Below are 18,369 nucleotides of genomic sequence, written 5' to 3' on the forward strand. Positions count from 1 at the left end.
AGCCATCCCACCGCGCCAGCCGGTTGCGGAGATCGGCTGCCGTACTCAATCCCCCTGGGTACGCATGCTCAACGCCCGCTCCACGACTGCCTCCAGCTGTTCGTGGTGGGCGCCCTTCCAGTACGCGCGGCCGCACTCGGTGCACTGGGCGAAGACGTCGTACGAGCGCTGGGTGCCGTGTTCGAGCTGGTCGGCGACCTCGGCCTTCGTGGCCTGTTTCAGGAGGCCGTTGCAGGCGGTGCAGCGGGTCCAGGGGTTCAGGTCGGGGGCGAAGCGGTCCAGGACGTCGTGCAGCTGGTCGTCGGGGCGGTGGCTGTAGACGAACGCACCGGCCCACAGCTCGCGGCGGCGCAGCAGGCCCCGGTCGCGGCTGAGCATGACCCGCTTCTCGGCGGCCGAGCGGGCGGCGAGCGCCGCGTCGCCGATGTCCGTCGACTCGTACGCGGTGTCCACGCCGAGCAGGCGCAGGCGGCGGGCGAGGGTGCCGAGGTGGACGTCGAGGAGGAAGCGGAGCGGGGCGCCGGGGACCCGCTGGGGGCGGTCGACGGGCCGTACCTGCACGGTCTCGCCGTCCTTCGGGATGTGCGAGGCCGGCACCTCGCTGCCGTCCACGACCAGCGCGCCGACCTCGGTCAGCGGGACGCCGAGGGACTCGATGACATGGCCGAGCGTCGAGACGCCGTCCGTGGCCAGGGGCGTGGCACCGGCCCGCCGGGCGTGCGGCACGAACAGGTGGAGCGCGGGGGCGACTTCGACGTGGATCTCGGGTCGGTTCACCTCGTCAGGATCGCACGGGACGGCGCCCGTACCTCAGCGGTTTTCGCCGGTGAGGCCGTGCTCCATGACGTCCAGGGCGCGGTCGATCAGGGCCGTGAAGTCGTCCCGGTGGTCGTTCTCCGCCCAGTACATGGAGGTCTCCATCAGGCCGCCGATCACGGACATGGCGTAGACCCGGACCTCCAGGCTGTCCGGTTCGCGGCCGGTGCGTTCGCCGATGGCGTCGCAGAGCATGCGGCCGGTGGCGGACATGCTCTCCATCATCCGTGAGCGCACCGCGGGGACCTGGACCATGAGGCGGGTGCGCAGCCGGGACACCGCGAGGTCGTTGTCCATGCCGAGCTCGACCGCCCGGTGCAGGACGTACCGGATGGTCTCGGACCAGGGTTCGTCGGCGGGCCGCGCCCTGATCTCCGCCAGGATGACCGGGTCGTACTCGTCCGTGAGGACGATGTCCTCCTTGGTCGGGAAGTAGCGGAAGACGGTCGACGGCGACACCTCGGCCCGCTCGGCGATCTGGTCGATCGTCGTGGCGTCGTAGCCCTGCTCCCGGACCAGGGCGTAGGTCGCCGCGCGGATCGCCTCCCGGGTCTTGATCTTCTTGCGCTCGCGCAGCCCCGGCTGCGGGCGGTCGGCGGAGGAGAGGGGGGAGCGTGCGGCCGTCATGCGGTCATTCTCCGGCATCCGTCCCGGCGATGGACGGCGCGCTTGCGCCAACAAAATGATAGTAGCTGGCAAAAGCTCCTGACTGTCAAAAGATTGTCGGCCTGAGGCAGACGAAAACGGCCACGGCTGGTGAGCCGTGGCCGTGAGGGGAGGGCGGAGGGTGTCTACGCGTGCTGGTATGCCACCAGTGAGATGCCGACGTAGTGGACGACGAACGCCGCGAGGGTGAAGGAGTGGAAGACCTCGTGGAAGCCGAACCAGCGCGGTGACGGGTTCGGGCGCTTGATGCCGTAGATCACGCCGCCGGCGCTGTAGAGCAGGCCGCCGACGATGACCAGGACCAGGACCGCGATGCCGCCGGTGCGCAGGAAGTCGGGCAGGAAGAACACGGCCGCCCAGCCCATCGCGATGTAACAGGGCGTGTACAGCCAGCGCGGGGCGCCCACCCAGAAGACGCGGAAGACGATGCCGGCCGCGGCGGCGGCCCAGATGCCCCACAGCAGCCACTCGCCCTTCGCCCCGGGCAGGAGCAGCAGGGTCAGCGGGGTGTAGGTGCCCGCGATGATCAGGAAGATGTTGGCGTGGTCCAGGCGGCGCAGGACGCCGTCCATCCGCGGGCTCCAGTTGCCCCGGTGGTACAGCGCGCTGACGCCGAACAGCAGGCAGGCTGTGAGGACGTAGATCCCGCAGGCTATGCGGCCTCTGGTGGAGTCGGCGAGGGCGGTGAGCACGAGGCCCGCGATGAGTACGGCCGGGAACATACCGAGGTGCAGCCAGCCGCGGAGCTTCGGCTTGACGTGTTGCGGCAGCGAGAGCGCGGGACCGCGGCCATCGGCCGGCGTGTCCGTGGGCGCGTCGGGGACGGACGCAGTCATGCGGGGCATGGTACCTACGGCACCGTAAGTCGGGTGTCAGCGCGGGTCTTGGTCGATCGAACGCAAAAAGACCTCCAGGTGACCCAAATCTGGACGTAAAGGGAACGCAAACAGGCCTGGACACCGTGGTCTTCCTCACGTCGCTCACTTGTGACGTCCCCTGGACATATGCGCACTCTCGTCGGATGATCAAATGAGTGCAGTCGGCACCGGATGAGCATCCGAAGCATCCGGGTCGTAGCCCCCACGGGGCCACAAGGACAAAATCCCTCACTTAGGAGCAACCGTGGCGCGCGACAACTCGGCTTCCAGCGTTCCCACAAACCACCAGGAACTGATCTCGTGGGTCGACGAGATCGCCGAACTGACCCAGCCGGACAGCGTGGTCTGGTGCGACGGCTCCGAGGCCGAGTACGACCGGTTGTGCGAAGAACTGGTCGCCAAGGGCACCTTCAAGAAGCTCGATCCGATCAAGCGCCCCAACTCCTACTACGCGGCCTCCGACCCGACCGATGTCGCGCGCGTCGAGGACCGCACCTTCATCTGCTCCGAGAAGGAGGAGGACGCCGGCCCGACCAACCACTGGAAGGCCCCCGCCGAGATGCGGGAGATCTTCAGCGGCGAGAAAGGCCTGTTCCGCGGCTCGATGCGGGGCCGCACCATGTACGTCGTGCCGTTCTGCATGGGCCCGCTCGGCTCCCCGCTCTCCGCGATCGGCGTGGAGATCACCGACTCCGCCTACGTCGCCGTCTCCATGCGCACGATGACCCGCATGGGCCAGGCCGTCCTGGACGAACTCGGCGACGACGGCTTCTTCGTCAAGGCCGTCCACTCCCTCGGCGCCCCGCTGGAGCAGGGCCAGGACGACGTTCCGTGGCCGTGCAACTCCACCAAGTACATCTCGCACTTCCCCGAGGACCGCGAGATCTGGTCCTACGGCTCCGGCTACGGCGGCAACGCCCTGCTCGGCAAGAAGTGCTACGCGCTGCGTATCGCCTCGGTCATGGCGCGTGACGAGGGCTGGCTGGCCGAGCACATGCTGATCCTCAAGCTCACCCCGCCACAGGGCGAGTCCAAGTACGTCGCCGCCGCCTTCCCGAGCGCCTGCGGCAAGACCAACCTCGCCATGCTGGAGCCCACGATCTCCGGCTGGACCGTGGAGACCATCGGCGACGACATCGCCTGGATGCGCTTCGGCGAGGACGGCCGCCTGTACGCGATCAACCCCGAGGCCGGCTTCTTCGGCGTCGCGCCCGGCACCGGCGAGCACACCAACGCCAACGCGATGAAGACCCTGTGGGGCAACTCGGTCTTCACCAACGTCGCCCTCACCGACGACGGCGACGTGTGGTGGGAGGGCATGACCCAGGAGACCCCGGCCCACCTGACCGACTGGAAGGGCCGCGACTGGACCCCGGACTCCGCCGAGCCCGCCGCGCACCCCAACGCCCGCTTCACCACCCCCGCCTCCCAGTGCCCGATCATCGCGCCCGAGTGGGAGGACCCCAAGGGTGTGCCGATCTCGGCGATCCTCTTCGGCGGCCGCCGCGCCTCCGCGGTGCCGCTGGTGACGGAGTCCTTCGACTGGAACCACGGCGTCTTCCTCGGCGCCAACGTGGCCTCCGAGAAGACCGCCGCCGCCGAGGGCAAGGTCGGCGAGCTGCGCCGCGACCCGTTCGCGATGCTGCCGTTCTGCGGCTACAACATGGGCGACTACATGGCCCACTGGATCGACGTGGCCAAGGACAAGGACCAGTCCAAGCTGCCGAAGATCTACTACGTCAACTGGTTCCGCAAGAACGACGAGGGCAAGTTCGTCTGGCCGGGCTTCGGCGAGAACTCCCGTGTCCTGAAGTGGATCGTGGAGCGCCTGGAGGGCAAGGCCGAGGGCGTCGAGACCCCGATCGGCGTGCTGCCGACCAAGGGCGCGCTGGACACCAAGGGCCTGGAACTGTCCGACTCGGACCTGGACTTCCTGCTCACGGTCGACAAGGACATCTGGCGCGAGGAGGCCGCGCTCGTCCCCGAGCACCTCAACACCTTCGGCGAGCACACCCCGAAGGAGCTGTGGGACCAGTACCGCGCGCTGGTGGAGCGCCTGGGCTAGTCCCGCCCGAGACTCCACGGCCGGCCGCCGTGCCCTGACCAGCGATCGTCCCGGCCGGCCGTGGTGACATGCCGGCGAGGCCCGCACAACGGCGTGGGGGCCCTGGGGCCTGTCGTCACGTTTCCGCTCGCCCCGCGGGAGCACGACGGCAGGCCCCCGCCTGTCTCTACCGGCCTCGGTCCTCCAGATACCGCGTATGCGACTCCTGTCGGCGTGCCTCCCTGTCCCGTAGGGCCGAGGCCAGATGTTCGGCCTCCTCGCGGAGCAGGGCCAGCTGGCGGTCCAGGTGCGCCTCCGGGGACTCGGTGCCCGGAGTCAGCCGGGTCCACCAGCGGGTGCGCACGTAGGCGTCGACGGCCTCCGGGATGTCCTGCCGTACCGCGCGGGACACCGTGTGCACGCCCTCCGGGTCCTGGGCCAGGGCCTCGGCGACCCAGCCCGGCTCCAGCAGCGCGGTCAGCAACTCGGTGATCTCCGCGAGCCAGTCGGCGGACGTGGCCGGCAGGTCGACGTCCGCGAGATAGCCGCGCAGCTTCCCGAAGTCGGCCCGGATGGCGTCCAGCTGGGCCGACGGGCTCGGGAAGGCGGGCAGGGCGGGCCGCTCCGGCGGGGCGATCAGCGCGCCCGCGCCGTACAGGCCCGCGACCACGGCCGGCCAGTACGGTCCCGCGGTCCCGGTGAACGTCAGCACCAGCCCGACGAGCCCGCAGGCGCCACCGGCGAGGTTCTTGCGGGACTCCAGGTAGCCGAGGACCTTACTGGTAGCCACGGATCTCCTCGAAGGCACCGTCCAGCGAGCCCTGCCGGGCGTCGAAGAGACGGCCGCCGGTCAGGTCGGCGATGTGCTGCAGCTCCGCGCGGGAGGAGTCGCCGAACAGGATCGGGAAGACGGGGGTGTCCCGCCGGGTGCCGGTGAGCGAGCGGTAGAAGCCGTCGAAGTCACCGGCGCCGACGCCGGCCGTGTTCTCGCCGTCGGTCATCAGCACGATCGAGGTGAACGTGTCCTTGCCGTCGCCGAGATGGTCGTACGCCTTCTCCAGCGAGGTGTAGATCGCGGTGCCGCCGTCGGCGCCCAGGGAGTCGGCGTCCCGGCGGATGGCGGCCAGGCCAGCCTTCGGGTCCTTGGGGTCGACGACATGCGTGCGCACGCTCTTCACGTCCGAGCCGAACGGCATCAGCGTCACCTCCTCGCGCTCGCGGAAGTCACCGGTGAGCTCGGTCAGCGCCTTCTTCAGCGCCTTCAGCCGGTCACCCGCCATCGAGCCGGAGGTGTCGAGGACGTACACCGTGCGGGAGGGGCGGCGCAGTTCGTTCTCGTAGGAGTGCAGCAGCCCGTCGGCGACCGAGCGACTGCCCGGAAAGGGCAGTTCGCGGCGGCGGCCGGTGTCCAGGCCGGGCGCCGGCGGCACCGAGGCGACGACCGGGCGGCGGTGGGTGGTGTCCGTGATGAGCTTCTGCACGGCGTCGGTGCGCAGGTCCTCGCTCACCTTGCGGACGTCCTCGCGGGTGCGGGCGTTCGTCGAGGCGAGCGAGGAGAGCGGGTAGTCGGCGGTGACGACGCCGTCGCGGGGCCGGATCACGGCGAGGCCCGGGATGCCCTTGAGCACCGACTCGTAGTTGAGCAGGGCGTCGACCGTGCCGCGCCGCTTGTAGGCGGTGGCCAGCCAGCCCGAGGAACCCGAGGTCAGCTTCTGGCCCTTGAAGAACTCCTTCAGCCTCGGCGTGGCCTTGGCGACATCGGCGTCCGTGAGTGCGGACTGGGCGCCGGACAGGGCCGAGGCGACCGAGATCAGCGTGGAGAAACCGGAGTTGGAGCGGGCCGGGTCGGTCATGCCGTAGGTCAGTTTGCCGTCCTGCACGGCCTGTTCGATCTGCCCCCAGGTCACCTGCTCGGGCTGCCAGCCGAGCGCCTTGACGGTGGCCGGCTTGACGCCGATGGCGACCGGGCTGGACATCACCGGCGTCTCGGACACCACCTTCCTCGCCGCGTCGGGCCGCAGCCGCAGATAGTCGTCCGAGGACAGCCACAGCGCGTCGTAACGGCCGTCGGCCTTGCCCTTGGCGAGCAGGTCCACGGCGTCCAGGGTGCCCATGTAGGTGGGCCGGACGGTGATGCCGGTGTCCTTGCGGACGCGGTCGAAGACGGCGGTCATGTCACTGAGCTCGCTGGAGGCCAGCACACGCAGGGTGCCGGGCTTCGGCGCGGCGGGGTCGTCCTTGTGGTCCTCGGACGTGCAGCCGCCGAGCAGGGCGGCCGTCGCGGCCGTCGTGGCGAGCAGGGCGAGTGCGGAACGTCGTCGTCTCATGCCTGCGGGCCCTCCAGTGCGCCCTGGGTCCTGCTGCGCTCCAGGTAGGCGGTGGCGCTGTGCAGTTCATCGGTCAGGGAGGCGACCGTCGAGGCCATCACCTCGGTCGCCTGGACCTTGTAGGTGTCGATCGCGTCGAGCGTGCGGTAGATCTGCTGGAACGCGGCGCGCAGCGTCTCCGCGCCGACGGCCGGGTCGGCGGCGATGCGCCGGCTCTCCTCACCCTGCGAGGAGAGCATCTCGGCGTTGCCCCGGATGAGTTCCTCGGTGGTCCCGCGCAGGGCGTCGACCTGCTCGATCACCCTCTTCTGCCGGTCCAGCGCGGAGGCCAGGAGCACCGAGATGCGCAGGGCGGACACGGTGGTCGTGGCGGCCCGGTCGACGCCCTTGATCAGCTCGTTGTTGTTGCGGCGTACGACGTCCATGGCGAGGTAGCCCTGGGCGCACACCGCTAGCTGGGTGAGCAGGTCCTGGTGTTTCTGCCGGACTGGGAACAGCACGTCGGCGCGGAGGGCGTCGGCCTGCCGGGGGTCGCCGATCCCGGCGATGTGCTCCTCCACAGCCACGTCCAGGGCCTCGGTGAGGACGACGAACTCCTGGAGCCTGCCCATGGTCTCCCACAGCCGGACCCGCTCGGTCTGCAACGCGGCGTTGTCCCGGCGCAGCTCGTCCTGACCGCCGCGCAGCGCCCCCACGATCCTGTTCAACGTGCCCTGTGCGGAGGCGAAGCCGGCGACGTGGTCGCGCAGCCTGTTGCCGCCGGGCAGCCGGGACAGCAGCTTCCTGCCCCTGCTTCCGGGCAGATCGCGCGGGTCCAGGTCCTCCACGACCCGGCGCAGCTCCACGAGCGAGCCGGCGACCTTCGCCTGGGCGTCCCCGCCCTTGTCGGGCAGGCTGCGCAGGGTCCGCTCCAGCATCCGGTTGGACTGGGCGGCGGCGGTGCGCAGCTCGCCCGAGCCGAGGGCGCCGATCTCGCCGACCCTGCCCGCGAACTCGGGGGAGCGGGCGTCGAGCGAGGCGAGCGAGGCGAGCGAGGCGACGAAGGCGCCGGCCTTGCGCGCCATCTCCTCGCGCACCGCGTCCTCGACGGGCACCAGCCCACCGGCCTTGTCCCGCGGCACCGGAGCCACGGGCTCCGGCGGCGCCAGGCTGAATTCACTGTCAGTGCTGGTCACTTGGTACTGTCCCCCCGGTTATCCGCGCGCCCGGCGGGCCATCTCGTGCAGCACCTGGGAGGTGGGCACGGGCGCCTGCCGGACGCCGGTGAGCGTCTGGTTCAGATATACGGACTGTCCGGCGGTGGCCGCGACGAACTCGGCGGCGTCGCCCTGCGGCCGGAATCCGTGCCGGACGGCGAGCTTGAGCAACGTCGGATCGGTGCTCAGGAGTTCACCCAGCGCCCGGCCGGTCGCGTCGAGCGGTACGACGGTGTGGTCGCTGTTGACGGTGGTGTCCGGGTAGAGGACCACGAGGTCGTCGGCGCCGGCGCCGTGCTGCTGGACGAGCAGCGAGGCGACCTGCGCCTCGTACACCAGCACCAGCGGATTTCCGGCGCCGCTGACGAAGTCCCGGTACACCGCGTCGCTGCTGGACTGCTGGGCGCCCTGGACGCTGACCAGCTTGTGCAGCAGGGGTGCGGTGCGGTCGACGTCGGCCTGGCTCGCGACCACCTTGCCGCCGTTGGCGACGTAGGAGGCGGCGGCGAGGTACAGCGCACCGGAGTTGGAGCTCTCGGGGTCGGTGCTCGCGATGTAGAGCGTGCCGGTCAGCTCCCCGTGCGCCTGGGCCCCCTTGAGCTGCTGCCAGGTCCGGTCGCGCCGGGCGGCGTCCAGGTACGCGGCCATCCTGAGCGTGCCGCGGTGCTTCCCGTCGAGTACGGCCAGCCCGTTCGCCGCGAGCACGTCGGCGGCACTGCGGTGGGCGACGACGACCAGCGGCGAGTAGAACGGCCGGGGCAGCGGCTCCTGCGCGTGGTACTTCGCGGCCAGCGCGTCGGCGGGGGCCTGGCTCCCCGGAAAGGCGAAGTCGTACCCCTTGAGATCCAGCCCTTCCATGGCCCAGGACCCGGATGCCTCGGTCTTCACGGTGTAGCCCTTGGCGGCCAGGGCCTTCACCACATCGGGATCTGCGAAGAAGTCCGCCTTCTCCGACCCGATCACGCCACGCACGGTCTTCGTTGCCGTGCCCTTGTCCTCCCCTTGCCGGCCCGCGACGACAGCGGCCACCACGCCACCGATCAGCAGCACGGCGAGGACGATTCCAGCGATACGTCTCACGCCGGGGAGCGTGCTCCCGGAAGCCAACATTCCCCGCGGCGACCGATGAACGGTGGGTGACATACCGGACCCGGCACTGCAACGCGCCCCAAGAAGTGCCGAAGCCGACGCGCAGTGTATGGCTCCCGGTCCGCGCGTCGCTGCGGGTGCACGCGGACCGGGGCCGATCCAGGGGCCCCGTGGGGGGCAGGCGGTGGTGCCGCCGCGGTGTCGGCGCGTGCGGTGGCGACCACGAGCGCACGGCCGGCGAGGTGGCCGGCGAGTCGGCTGTCCAGCTCCTCCTCGCGCGACCGGCCGCTGTACCGTCGTAGAGGGTCAGGGGGCGGTCGGGGGCCGGTGCGAGCCCGTCGTCGCCGTCCGGCGGTGCAGCAGCATGTAGCCGTCCTGCAAGGCCACCAGGTCGTATCCGTTGCCGAGGTTGGCTGCCAGGCGCTGCTGCTCCGCCTCGACGCTGAGCGGCTGGCCCGGCCACCCTCGCAGTTCGTCCGGCACCTCGGTGTCCACCATGATCCACTGGGGATCGGGGCGGCTGCCGGGGGAGCCGTAGAGGCCGACGCTCGTGCGGTCGGCGAGCTGGGGTCCCAGATGGTCGGATGCCTGGACCGTGACGCCGTCGGGGATCATGGCGATCAGCCGACGGGCGACGGTGACGCGAGAGTCGGTTCGCCAGGTCTCGGGCTGGGCGAGCTGGAACAGGGGGAAGCTCGGAAGGATCACGAGAGTGATCGCGGCGGAGCCCGCGAGGTAGCGGCGCAGGCCGCGTCCGCTCGTCCCGCGCCGCACCAGGGCGTCGACGAAGGCCGCGAAGACGATCGGCATCAGGACGAGCGAGTAGTGGAAGCTGGTCCCCCAGTGCAGGCTGTTGTTCGACGCGAAGCGCCACACCAGCGTGGGCAGGGCGACCCACAGCAGGGGCGACCGCAACGCCAGGAACAGGGTGGGAGCGAGCATGAGGACGAAGGTCGTCACCTTGGGCAGTGGGGTGAGGAGACCGATGGTGCCCTGGTGGAGCACATCAAGCAGACCGCCCGCACTGCCCTCGGCCGCCCCCTGGCCACCTGCGGCGGGATCCTGCAGCAGAGACCAATAGGCGAAGGACCCGCCGGGGTTGAAGGCCGGCAGGACCACGAACAGGGCCAGCGCAGACCCGGCAAGGCCCGCCACGGCCGTGAGCGTTCCGAGCCTGCGGTCGCCTCGCCGGGCGATGACGAGACCGATGACGAGAACCGTGAGCCCGAGGTCCTCCTTCACGAGCAACAGGGGTAGGGCCCAGCATGCCGCGGCGGTCAGCCGGCCGTTCCCGAGGGCGGTCAGCGAGAACGCCAAGAGGGGAACGGCGAACGCCACTTCGTGGAAGTCGTAGCCGACCGCACTCGCGATTCCCCAGGAGAGCCCGTAGCAGGCACCGATCACCGCGCCGGCCAGGGGGCCCAGGGCTCGGCGCGCCCAGAGAGTCAGCGGGACGACGCTCACGGCGAGGAGCGCGGCCTGTACGGCGAGGAGTGTTTCTGCTCGTCGCCACACCAGGTAGAAGGGTGCCACGAGCGCCAGGATCGGGGAGAAGTGATCCCCCAGGACGGGAAAGCCCTGGCCCTTCACCTCGGAGACCGGCAGGTGTCCTTCCGCGTACGAGCGGACGACCTGTTGGAAGATTGCCAGGTCGTAGCTGCTCGTGAGCATCCGCTGGTGGAGTCGCAGTGACACCGCCGCGTACATCACGAACAGCGCTCCCGCCATGGCCCAGACCCACCATGTGCCGTCGAAGCGGCCTTTGCGCGGTGGTTCGGCCACCCCCGCTTTTTCATGACCCTGTTGCTGCGCCGGAACTGTCGCGCCGTCGACGAGCGGTGTTTGCATCGGGAGCTCCCTCGGGAAGCAGAGACTTGCGGCCATCAAGATGCCAGCAGCATGCGGCATTCGGACTCGACCGAACTTCCGTGTGCCGAGAATCCACCGAATGGCCGACCGGCCGGTGGCACCGATAGGAAATCCACCTATGGTGCAGCCATGCGCGGAATTCTCCTGGCCGGGGGTACCGGCTCGCGACTGTGGCCACTGACCCGCTCGGTATCGAAGCAACTGCTGCCGATTTTCGACAAACCGATGGTCTATTACCCGCTTTCCACACTGGTGATGGCCGGTGTGCGCGAGATTCTCGTCCTCACCACCCCCGAAGACCAGTATCAATTCCGCCGCTTGCTCGGCGACGGGAGTCAACTCGGCCTACGAATCGAGTACAGGGCGCAGGAGCGTCCGGAGGGAATTGCCCAGGCCTTCCTTCTGGGGGCCGACTTCATCGGCGACGAATCGGTGGCCCTGATCCTGGGCGACAACATCTTCTACGGCAGCGGCCTCGGTACCCGGCTCGCCCGCCACGACGACCTCAAGGGCGGGAGGGTGTTCGCCTACCAGGTCGCCAACCCCTCGGCCTACGGCGTGGTGGAGTTCGACGAGGCGGGCCGGGCACTGTCCATCGAAGAGAAACCGGCCCGGCCGAAGTCCCGCTACGCCGTGCCCGGCCTTTACTTCTACGACCATCACGTCGTGGAAATCGCCCGCGCTCTGCGACCCAGTGCCCGGGGCGAGTTGGAGATCTCCGACCTCAACCGGGTCTATCTGGAAGCCGGAACGCTGCAGGTCACCCGGCTGGACCGCGGAACCGCATGGCTGGACACCGGGACCTTCACTTCCCTGATGCAGGCGTCGGAGTTCGTCCGGGTGATCGAGGAGCGCCAGGGCTTCAAGGTGGGGTGCGTGGAGGAAGCGGTGTGGCGTGCCGGCCTGATCGATGACGACCGGCTCCGGGAACTGGCCCAGCCCCTGCTCAAGAGCGGATACGGCCACTACCTGCTGGGGCTGCTGGAGGACTACCGGCATGTCGTCCTGCCCCAGAGAAGCGGCGGATCGCGCCACCAGGAATCGCTCGGCCGGCCCTGAGCCGGTTGTCAGATGAAAAGGAGCATTCACATGGAGCCACTCGGTATCGAAGGGGCCTGGGTGGACACGCCCCAGGTGTTCACGGACACCAGGGGTAGATTCCATGAGTGGTTCAAGGGGGAACGGTTTCTTGATTCCACCGGCCAGGGACTCCGACTCGCGCAGGCCAACTGCTCGCGCTCCGTTCTCGGCACTGTCCGCGGCATCCACTACGCATCGGTCCCACCGGGCCAGGCCAAGTTCGTCACCTGCGTCAGCGGTGCCGTCCTGGACGTGGTGGTCGACATCCGCACCGGTTCTCCGAGCTTCGGAAAATGGGAAGCGGTCAGGCTCGACGACACGACGCACCGCTGCGTCTATATCTCTGAAGGCCTGGGCCATGGCTTCATGGCTCTGGAGGATAATTCAACCGTCATCTACCTCTGTTCAGAGGGATACGCGCCGCACCGCGAATACGGGATCAACCCGCTCGACCCCGATTTGGCCATCTCCTGGCCCGAGGAACTCACCCCCCGCCTTTCCGGCAAGGACGCTGCTGCGCCAACGCTGGAGGAAGCCAGGCGACTCGGCCTGCTGCCGTCCTTCGAGGACTGCATCGCGTATCGCAGAGGGCTCGTCGAAGGAATCCGCGGGGAATGCGCGGAGGAAGTAGGTTCATTGAGGCCGCACGGGTGACCTTGGCGCAACTCGCGGCGTGACCCGTAACCATTCAGTTGCCGCCAGTTTAAGAATGGATTTGTCCGTAGCCAGAGGCGACGTGACGCGCATGCGGAAAGCGCACCACTGTGCGCGCGCTTGCGGTCTGACTCCCAGTCACTGAGGAAGGTTCTCTTGAACCGTAGAACGATCCGAAGTTCACGCCTGAGGTCCGCCACGCTCGTATCCGCGGGCGCTCTCGCGGTGGCGCTCAATGTTGGACAGAGCTCGGTGGCCATCGCCGACGCGATCCACCGGTCGAGCTCTGTGCCCCAGGCGGCGTCCAGCAACACGTACCTAGACGTGGCCGGCGGCCATGGCGGCCATGACGGCCATGACGGCAAGCCCGGCAAGCGAGGTCCGCAGGGTCCCCAGGGTCCGCAGGGTCCGCAGGGTCCGCAGGGCGCCCAGGGTGCCCAGGGCGCGCAGGGCAAGGAGGGTCCGCAGGGTCCGCAGGGTCCGCAGGGCGCGCAGGGTGCGCAGGGCGCGGCGGGCGCGGCGGGCACGCAGGGCGCCCAAGGCGCTCAGGGTGCCCAGGGTGCGCAGGGTGCTCAGGGTGCCCAGGGCGCCCAGGGCGCGCAGGGCGCCAGCGGCGTCCACACGTACTACAAGAGCGTTACTGTCGACGAGAACGTCCACCACGCGGAAGTCTTCTGCAACACCGGCGACGTGGCCACCGGCGGCGGATACGAAGCCACCGGCGGCAACATCTCCATCAACAGGCCCCTTCCCGTCGGCCCTGATGGAACCATCCCCAACGGGTGGCAGGCTGGGACCCCGGCTACCGTGGTCACGGCTCCTGGCACCGCCACCATCACCGCGTTCGTGGTCTGCAACGCCCACTGAATCCCACGCGAGCGGCGGTACCGTACGGGTCGACCGCTCCACATGGGAACTAGTGACGGTGCCCCCGAGGCTTCGGCCTCGCGGGCACCGTCCGCTTTGTGTCCGCGCCCGCGACCTGGCGTCTGCGGCTCTGATGCCGGACTCCGGGCAGCAAGAAAGACTCGGAGTACTATGCGCATCCTTGTGACCGGCGGTGCTGGATTCATCGGTTCGGAATTTGTCCGCCGAAATCTGAGTTCGGATCCGGCAGCGCGGATCACCGTCCTCGACAAACTCACCTATTCGGGGGTCGAAGCCAATCTGGCACCGGTGGCGGAACACCCGGGTTTCACCTTCCGCCACGGCGACATCTGCGACCCGGACGTGGTCGACCAGGTGATGGCGGGCCAGGACGCGGTGGTCCATTTCGCCGCCGAGTCGCACGTGGACCGGTCGATCGACGGGGCCGGGCCGTTCGTCCGCACCAATATGATGGGCACTCAGGTGCTCCTGGACGCGGCCCACCGGCACGGCGTCGGCCGCTTCGTCCACGTCTCCACCGACGAGGTCTACGGTTCGATCAGCGAGGGCTCATGGACCGAGGGGTGGCCTCTGGCGCCGAACTCCCCGTACTCCGCCTCGAAAGCCGGCTCCGACCTGCTGGCGCTCGCCTACCACCGCACCCACGGACTCGACGTCGTGATCACCCGGTGCTCCAACAACTACGGGCCGTACCAGTTCCCCGAGAAGGTCGTCCCGCTCTTCATCACCAACCTCATCGACGGGAAGACGGTCCCCCTCTACGGAGACGGCCGCAACATCCGCGACTGGGTGCACGTCTCCGACCACTGCCGGGGCATCGACCTGGTCCTGCACGGCGGCAGGTCCGGGGAGGTCTACAACATCGGCGGCGGAACCGAGCTGAGCAACCACAAGCTCACCGGACTGCTGCTGGACGCGGTCGGCGCGGGCTGGGACCGGGTCGAGTACGTCGCCGACCGCAAGGGCCACGACCTGCGCTATGCGCTGGACGACAGCAAGATCCGGGAGCACCTCGGCTATGTCCCGCAGGTGTCCTTCACGGAGGGCCTGGCCGCCACGGTCGCCTGGTACCGCGCGCACCGCTCCTGGTGGGAGCCCCTCAAGGAGAGGGCCGAGCTGCGATGACCACGAGCTGGCTGGTGACCGGTGCGCGCGGGCTCCTCGGCCAGGACGTGCTGGCCGAGCTCGCCCTCGATCCGGACGCCAGGGTGACGGGACTGAGCCGGGACAGGCTCGACATCACCGACCCGACAGCCGTGCGCGCCGCCGTCGCCGGTCACCGAGTGGTCGTCAACTGTGCCGCATGGACGGACGTCGACGGTGCCGAGCGGTCCGAGGCGGCGGCCACAGCCGTGAACGGCACGGGCGTCCGCCACCTGGCCCACGCGTGTGCGGACGCCGACGCCATCCTGCTGCACATCTCCACCGACTACGTCTTCCCGGGCGACGCCCGCCGCCCGTACCCGGAAGACGCGCCGACGGGGCCCGTCAACGCGTACGGGCGAAGCAAACTGGCGGGGGAGCGGGCGGTCGTCGAACTGCTGCCGCGTACCGGCTACATCGTGCGCACCGCCTGGCTCTACGGCGCGCACGGCCCGAACTTCGTGGCCACCATGCTCGAACTCGCCGCCCGGCGCGAGACCTTGGACGTGGTGGCCGACCAGCACGGTCAGCCAACCTGGTCCCGGGCGCTCGCCCGGCAGCTGACCGCCCTCGGCCGCGCCGCGCTGACCGGACGGGCACCGGCCGGCATCTACCACGGCACGGCGGCAGGCCGCACCACATGGTGCGGCCTGGCGCGTGAGACCTTCCGGCTCAGCGGTCTCGATCCCGAGCGGATCCGCCCGGTCGGCTCGGACAAGTTCCCGCGTCCCGCCACCCGTCCGGCCTTCGGTGTCCTCGGCCACGGCAACTGGCTGCGGGCCGGCCTGCAGCCCCTTTCCCCATGGGACGACCAGCTGACGGCCGCCCTGAAGGCGCCCGAGTTCGCCGCACCGGCCGCCGCGGCGCGCATCAGCGCCCTGCGCACATGACAGGCGCCCGGCGGAACCCCACGGTCCGCCGGGCGCCTGCCGGGCGCCGGGCACTCATCGGCCCACGGCGTCCCGGAACTCTTGTGGCACTTGGGAGAGGGACTTGGGATCGGTGGCGACCGCACGACGGAACGCGGCCTCGGCCTCGCCCTTGTGGTGGTTCTCCGCCAGGAGCCGACCCAGTTGCAGTTGGGTCATTGGCACCTTGGGATCGATGGCAGCGGCACGCTTGAGGAGGTCAATGGCCCGGTCCGGGTCGCTCGTTCGCAGCATGTACGCCTCGCTGTGGAGAGCGGACATGAAGTGCGGATCGATTTCGAGCGCCTTGTCGAACTCTGCCCGGGCATTCTCCGTCCGACCGGACTGCTGATCGACGAGCCCGAGGCCGTACCAGGCCTGTTTGTTCTTGGGGTCCAGTTCCAGAGCGCGCCGGTAGTCCTGGGCGGCCCCAGGGGAATCCTGCTGAATCTGGCGCTGGAGGCCGGACTTCAGCAGCGCATCCACCGACTTCGCGTTCCGGGTCGCTGAAGCGGCCTTGGATTCCGGTGACTCGGCCGACGGGGAATGAATCGCCCAGACGGTCACCCCGGTGGCAACCGTCGCCGCCGTGGCGAGCCCTGCCCACAATCTCGTACGTTTCACTTGGTCACTTTTCGTGGAAGGTGGCGGAACGGATGGAGTTCGCCAGTCTCGGTTCGTCCTCACCGACGTTACGAGGCACCCCTATTGGTGCTGTCGTACGGCAGGCGCGAGAGGCGTTCAGATCACTCGAATGCACGAGGCGAAGTACACGAGGAGGTCTTCCGGCCCGCAGACGCCGAAGGCGCCCGGTGGGGACCTTGCGGTCCACCGGGCGCCCAATGTCTCGGAGGGCCTAGACGAGGAGCTTTCCGCCGCATCGCGGGGCGCCGTCCTTCATCGCGATGAGGTTCGCGACCACGTACGAGATGTCGTTCTGGGAGTGCCACTCGCTCGGGAAGTAGGTGACCAGCCGCGACGACTGGAACCGGGCCTCCAGGTCCGGCACGAAGGTGCGGAACTGGTTGTCCGTGTAGTACCAGAACGAGTTCTCGTTGTAGTAGGCGACGTGCGTCGGGTCCTGGTAGGCGCCGCGGCCGTCGGAGCTGGGCGTCATGGTGAGGAGCATGCCGCCAGGCGCCAGCAGCCGGTACAGCTCGTTGATCAGCGGCACCTTCGCGGGCACGTATTCGAGGAAGTCCACCGCCCGCATCAGGCCGACGGAGCCGTCGGGCAGGTCCAGCTTCCCGGGCAGGGTCGCGACGATGTCGACACCGTCTCCCGGCCGCTGGTCCACGCCGACGTAGCCCGGCGGTTTCCGGTGGGCCGCGCCGAGGTCCAACGCGATCAGTCCGCGCCGGTAGGTCCATGCGAGGGCGTTGGCCTCGATGTACTTGTCGTACAGGGCGACCGTCTCGCGCTGGATGTGCGCGTTGATCTCCGGGTCGCGCTGGGTGTTCTCGGGGTGAACCCGCTGGAGGTAGAGGCAGCGGTTGATGTGGTGGAAGTCGCCGATGTGGAAGAGGCGGCACATCAGGTCCTGGTCGTCCAGAACCGTCCGCTCGGCGTCGTACCCGCCGGCCTTCTCGTAGCTCTTCTTGCGGAACGCCCGCACGTGGTTGGGCGCGTACCAGATGTAGGCGACGTTGTGCGGCGTCGGCGCCAGGGAGATGACCTGCAGCAGCTTGCGGCCGTCGACGTCCACCTCCTCGTACTGCCAGCCGAACGTCTCGTCGAAACGGCTGTCGTCCCGCCCCCCGTCCTCGGTGATCTGCGCGGTGTTGCTGTAGACGAAGACAGCGTCGGGATTCTCGTCGAACGCCTTGCCGACCTCGGCCAGGCACGACTTCGCCATCAGGTCGTCGTGGTCGAGTTCCACGAGGATCTCGCCGCGCGCCAGTTCACAGGCCCTGCGCTTCGCAGCCCCTACGCCGTCCACGTTGTCCGCGATCTCGATGCGGACACGGTCGTCGGGCCGGTCCGGCCGCCATCGGGCGCCGTTGTTGAGCAGGACGATCCACTCCCAGTCCGGACAGGTCTGTGCCTGCAGGGTTGCCAGGCACTCATCGAGGAAACGGGGCCGGTGGCTGGGGGTGAAGACGGAGAACCTCGGTGTCGCGGTCGACGTCATCTGTTGCTCCCTGCTTGGCTCGATGTCGGTGAGAAGGCTGAAGAGTCGTAAATCACCGGAATTCCGCCGGGACTTGGGAACGCAGTGAGGGATCGGAGGCGATTGCACGACGGAACTCGTCCACGGCGTCCTTGGCACGCTTCTGCCGCGCTCGGATTCGTCCGAGGTGCAGATGTGCCGCGGCCGCCCTGGGTTTACGGGCAATGACACGCTTCAGGAGTGCGCCGGCCTGGTCGGGAGCGCTCGACTCCAGCAGAAGCGCCTCGTTGAAGAGAGCCGACGTGAACACCGGGTCGATCTTCAGCGTCTTGTCGTAGTACACACGGGCATCGGCCGTCCTGCCGGCCTCGTGCGCCATGACTCCCAGGTTGTACCAGGCGTACTTGTTGTGCGGGTCCAGCTCCAGGACGCGCCGGTAGGTACGGTCGGCCCCTTGGGTGTCGTGATTCTCCTGCTGCGCAATGCCGGCCTGCAACAGGCTGTCGGCATCCTGCAGATTCTGGTCCGCTGATGACGGAGCCTTGGAATCCGGGGGCGCTGCCGAGTACGCGTGAATGGCCCACGATGTCACTCCGGTGGCAACTGCAGCCGCAGTGAAGAGCCCCACCAACAATTGCCTACGTTTCACTTTGTCATATCTCGTGGAATAGTGAGGGACGATGGATGTCGGAGTCCGAACC

17 protein-coding genes are annotated in these 18,369 nt (G+C 69.0%); 5 read left to right on the forward strand and 12 right to left on the reverse strand.

Features of this window, described 5'->3' with window-relative positions; all coding sequences use genetic code 11:
* Positions 1–45: 45 nt before the first annotated feature.
* The 3 genes from ACZ418_RS06580 to trhA all read right to left on the reverse strand — a co-directional run bounded on the left by ACZ418_RS06580 (position 46) and on the right by trhA (position 2,318).
* Positions 46–777 carry a Mut7-C RNAse domain-containing protein gene (locus ACZ418_RS06580; protein WP_468357859.1) on the reverse strand — a complete coding sequence of 244 codons (732 nt, stop codon included), beginning with the start codon at positions 775–777 and terminating at the stop codon, positions 46–48.
* A 33-nt stretch (positions 778–810) separates the two neighbouring features.
* On the reverse strand, positions 811–1,443 hold the full coding sequence (locus ACZ418_RS06585; protein WP_468357862.1) for a TetR/AcrR family transcriptional regulator: 633 nt from the start codon (positions 1,441–1,443) through the stop codon (positions 811–813).
* A gap of 164 nt (positions 1,444–1,607) precedes the next feature.
* Positions 1,608–2,318, reverse strand: coding sequence for a PAQR family membrane homeostasis protein TrhA (gene trhA / locus ACZ418_RS06590; RefSeq protein WP_468357865.1), 711 nt, complete (start codon positions 2,316–2,318; stop codon positions 1,608–1,610).
* Between the two features lie 286 nt (positions 2,319–2,604).
* Between trhA and ACZ418_RS06595 the strand changes: the two genes are divergently transcribed.
* Positions 2,605–4,425 (forward strand): phosphoenolpyruvate carboxykinase (GTP), encoded by a 1,821-nt coding sequence (locus ACZ418_RS06595; protein ID WP_468357868.1) that lies wholly within the window; start codon positions 2,605–2,607, stop codon positions 4,423–4,425.
* Positions 4,426–4,591: 166 nt separating this feature from the next.
* Here the strand turns inward: ACZ418_RS06595 and ACZ418_RS06600 are convergent, their stop codons facing one another.
* From ACZ418_RS06600 to ACZ418_RS06620, 5 genes are all read right to left on the reverse strand, one after another.
* Positions 4,592–5,194, reverse strand: a complete 603-nt coding sequence (locus tag ACZ418_RS06600; protein ID WP_468357871.1) for a hypothetical protein — start codon at positions 5,192–5,194, stop codon at positions 4,592–4,594.
* Positions 5,181–6,731, reverse strand: coding sequence for a vWA domain-containing protein (locus tag ACZ418_RS06605; RefSeq protein ID WP_468357874.1), 1,551 nt, complete (start codon positions 6,729–6,731; stop codon positions 5,181–5,183). Before ACZ418_RS06605 ends, ACZ418_RS06600 begins: the two co-directional genes overlap by 14 nt.
* A complete protein-coding gene (locus ACZ418_RS06610) occupies positions 6,728–7,906 on the reverse strand; it encodes a toxic anion resistance protein (protein WP_468357877.1) in 1,179 nt (392 codons plus the stop codon). The genes ACZ418_RS06605 and ACZ418_RS06610 overlap by 4 nt, the downstream gene beginning before the upstream one ends.
* A gap of 18 nt (positions 7,907–7,924) precedes the next feature.
* Positions 7,925–9,007, reverse strand: coding sequence for a hypothetical protein (locus ACZ418_RS06615; RefSeq protein WP_468357880.1), 1,083 nt, complete (start codon positions 9,005–9,007; stop codon positions 7,925–7,927).
* Positions 9,008–9,322: 315 nt separating this feature from the next.
* On the reverse strand, positions 9,323–10,864 hold the full coding sequence (locus ACZ418_RS06620) for a DUF2079 domain-containing protein (protein WP_468357883.1): 1,542 nt from the start codon (positions 10,862–10,864) through the stop codon (positions 9,323–9,325).
* A 150-nt stretch (positions 10,865–11,014) separates the two neighbouring features.
* Here ACZ418_RS06620 and rfbA point away from each other — a divergent pair, with 150 nt between their 5' ends.
* Both rfbA and rfbC read left to right on the forward strand, forming a co-directional pair.
* Positions 11,015–11,944 carry a glucose-1-phosphate thymidylyltransferase RfbA gene (gene rfbA, locus ACZ418_RS06625; RefSeq protein WP_468357886.1) on the forward strand — a complete coding sequence of 310 codons (930 nt, stop codon included), beginning with the start codon at positions 11,015–11,017 and terminating at the stop codon, positions 11,942–11,944.
* 30 nt (positions 11,945–11,974) lie between these two features.
* Positions 11,975–12,619, forward strand: a complete 645-nt coding sequence (gene rfbC / locus ACZ418_RS06630) for a dTDP-4-dehydrorhamnose 3,5-epimerase (protein WP_468357889.1) — start codon at positions 11,975–11,977, stop codon at positions 12,617–12,619.
* Positions 12,620–12,937: 318 nt separating this feature from the next.
* Here the strand turns inward: rfbC and ACZ418_RS06635 are convergent, their stop codons facing one another.
* Positions 12,938–13,240, reverse strand: coding sequence for a hypothetical protein (locus ACZ418_RS06635; RefSeq protein WP_468357892.1), 303 nt, complete (start codon positions 13,238–13,240; stop codon positions 12,938–12,940).
* Positions 13,241–13,657: 417 nt separating this feature from the next.
* On the opposite strand from ACZ418_RS06635, the gene rfbB reads away from it, so the two are divergent.
* Both rfbB and rfbD read left to right on the forward strand, forming a co-directional pair.
* Entirely contained in the window at positions 13,658–14,632 is a 975-nt protein-coding gene (gene rfbB / locus ACZ418_RS06640; protein ID WP_468357895.1) for a dTDP-glucose 4,6-dehydratase, read from the forward strand.
* On the forward strand, positions 14,629–15,540 hold the full coding sequence (gene rfbD / locus ACZ418_RS06645) for a dTDP-4-dehydrorhamnose reductase (RefSeq protein ID WP_468357897.1): 912 nt from the start codon (positions 14,629–14,631) through the stop codon (positions 15,538–15,540). The genes rfbB and rfbD overlap by 4 nt, the downstream gene beginning before the upstream one ends.
* A gap of 54 nt (positions 15,541–15,594) precedes the next feature.
* Here the strand turns inward: rfbD and ACZ418_RS06650 are convergent, their stop codons facing one another.
* The 3 genes from ACZ418_RS06650 to ACZ418_RS06660 form a co-directional block, all read right to left on the reverse strand.
* Positions 15,595–16,182 (reverse strand): tetratricopeptide repeat protein, encoded by a 588-nt coding sequence (locus ACZ418_RS06650; protein ID WP_468357900.1) that lies wholly within the window; start codon positions 16,180–16,182, stop codon positions 15,595–15,597.
* 232 nt (positions 16,183–16,414) lie between these two features.
* A complete protein-coding gene (locus ACZ418_RS06655) occupies positions 16,415–17,689 on the reverse strand; it encodes a glycosyltransferase (protein WP_468357903.1) in 1,275 nt (424 codons plus the stop codon).
* Between the two features lie 52 nt (positions 17,690–17,741).
* A complete protein-coding gene (locus ACZ418_RS06660; RefSeq protein WP_468357906.1) occupies positions 17,742–18,296 on the reverse strand; it encodes a tetratricopeptide repeat protein in 555 nt (184 codons plus the stop codon).
* Positions 18,297–18,369 lie beyond the last annotated feature (73 nt).

This window comes from Streptomyces sp. NPDC030820, assembly GCF_055572075.1.

Excerpts from the sequence above, each read along its gene's own strand:
- ACZ418_RS06655 (WP_468357903.1), bottom strand. The coding sequence starts at position 17,689 with ATGACGTCGACCGCGACACCGAGGTTCTCCGTCTTCACCCCCAGCCAC.
- ACZ418_RS06620 (WP_468357883.1), bottom strand. The coding sequence starts at position 10,864 with ATGCAAACACCGCTCGTCGACGGCGCGACAGTTCCGGCGCAGCAACAG.
- rfbD (WP_468357897.1), top strand. The coding sequence starts at position 14,629 with ATGACCACGAGCTGGCTGGTGACCGGTGCGCGCGGGCTCCTCGGCCAG.
- trhA (WP_468357865.1), bottom strand. The coding sequence starts at position 2,318 with ATGACTGCGTCCGTCCCCGACGCGCCCACGGACACGCCGGCCGATGGC.
- rfbB (WP_468357895.1), top strand. The coding sequence starts at position 13,658 with ATGCGCATCCTTGTGACCGGCGGTGCTGGATTCATCGGTTCGGAATTT.
- ACZ418_RS06585 (WP_468357862.1), bottom strand. The coding sequence starts at position 1,443 with ATGACGGCCGCACGCTCCCCCCTCTCCTCCGCCGACCGCCCGCAGCCG.
- rfbC (WP_468357889.1), top strand. The coding sequence starts at position 11,975 with ATGGAGCCACTCGGTATCGAAGGGGCCTGGGTGGACACGCCCCAGGTG.
- ACZ418_RS06605 (WP_468357874.1), bottom strand. The coding sequence starts at position 6,731 with ATGAGACGACGACGTTCCGCACTCGCCCTGCTCGCCACGACGGCCGCG.
- rfbA (WP_468357886.1), top strand. The coding sequence starts at position 11,015 with ATGCGCGGAATTCTCCTGGCCGGGGGTACCGGCTCGCGACTGTGGCCA.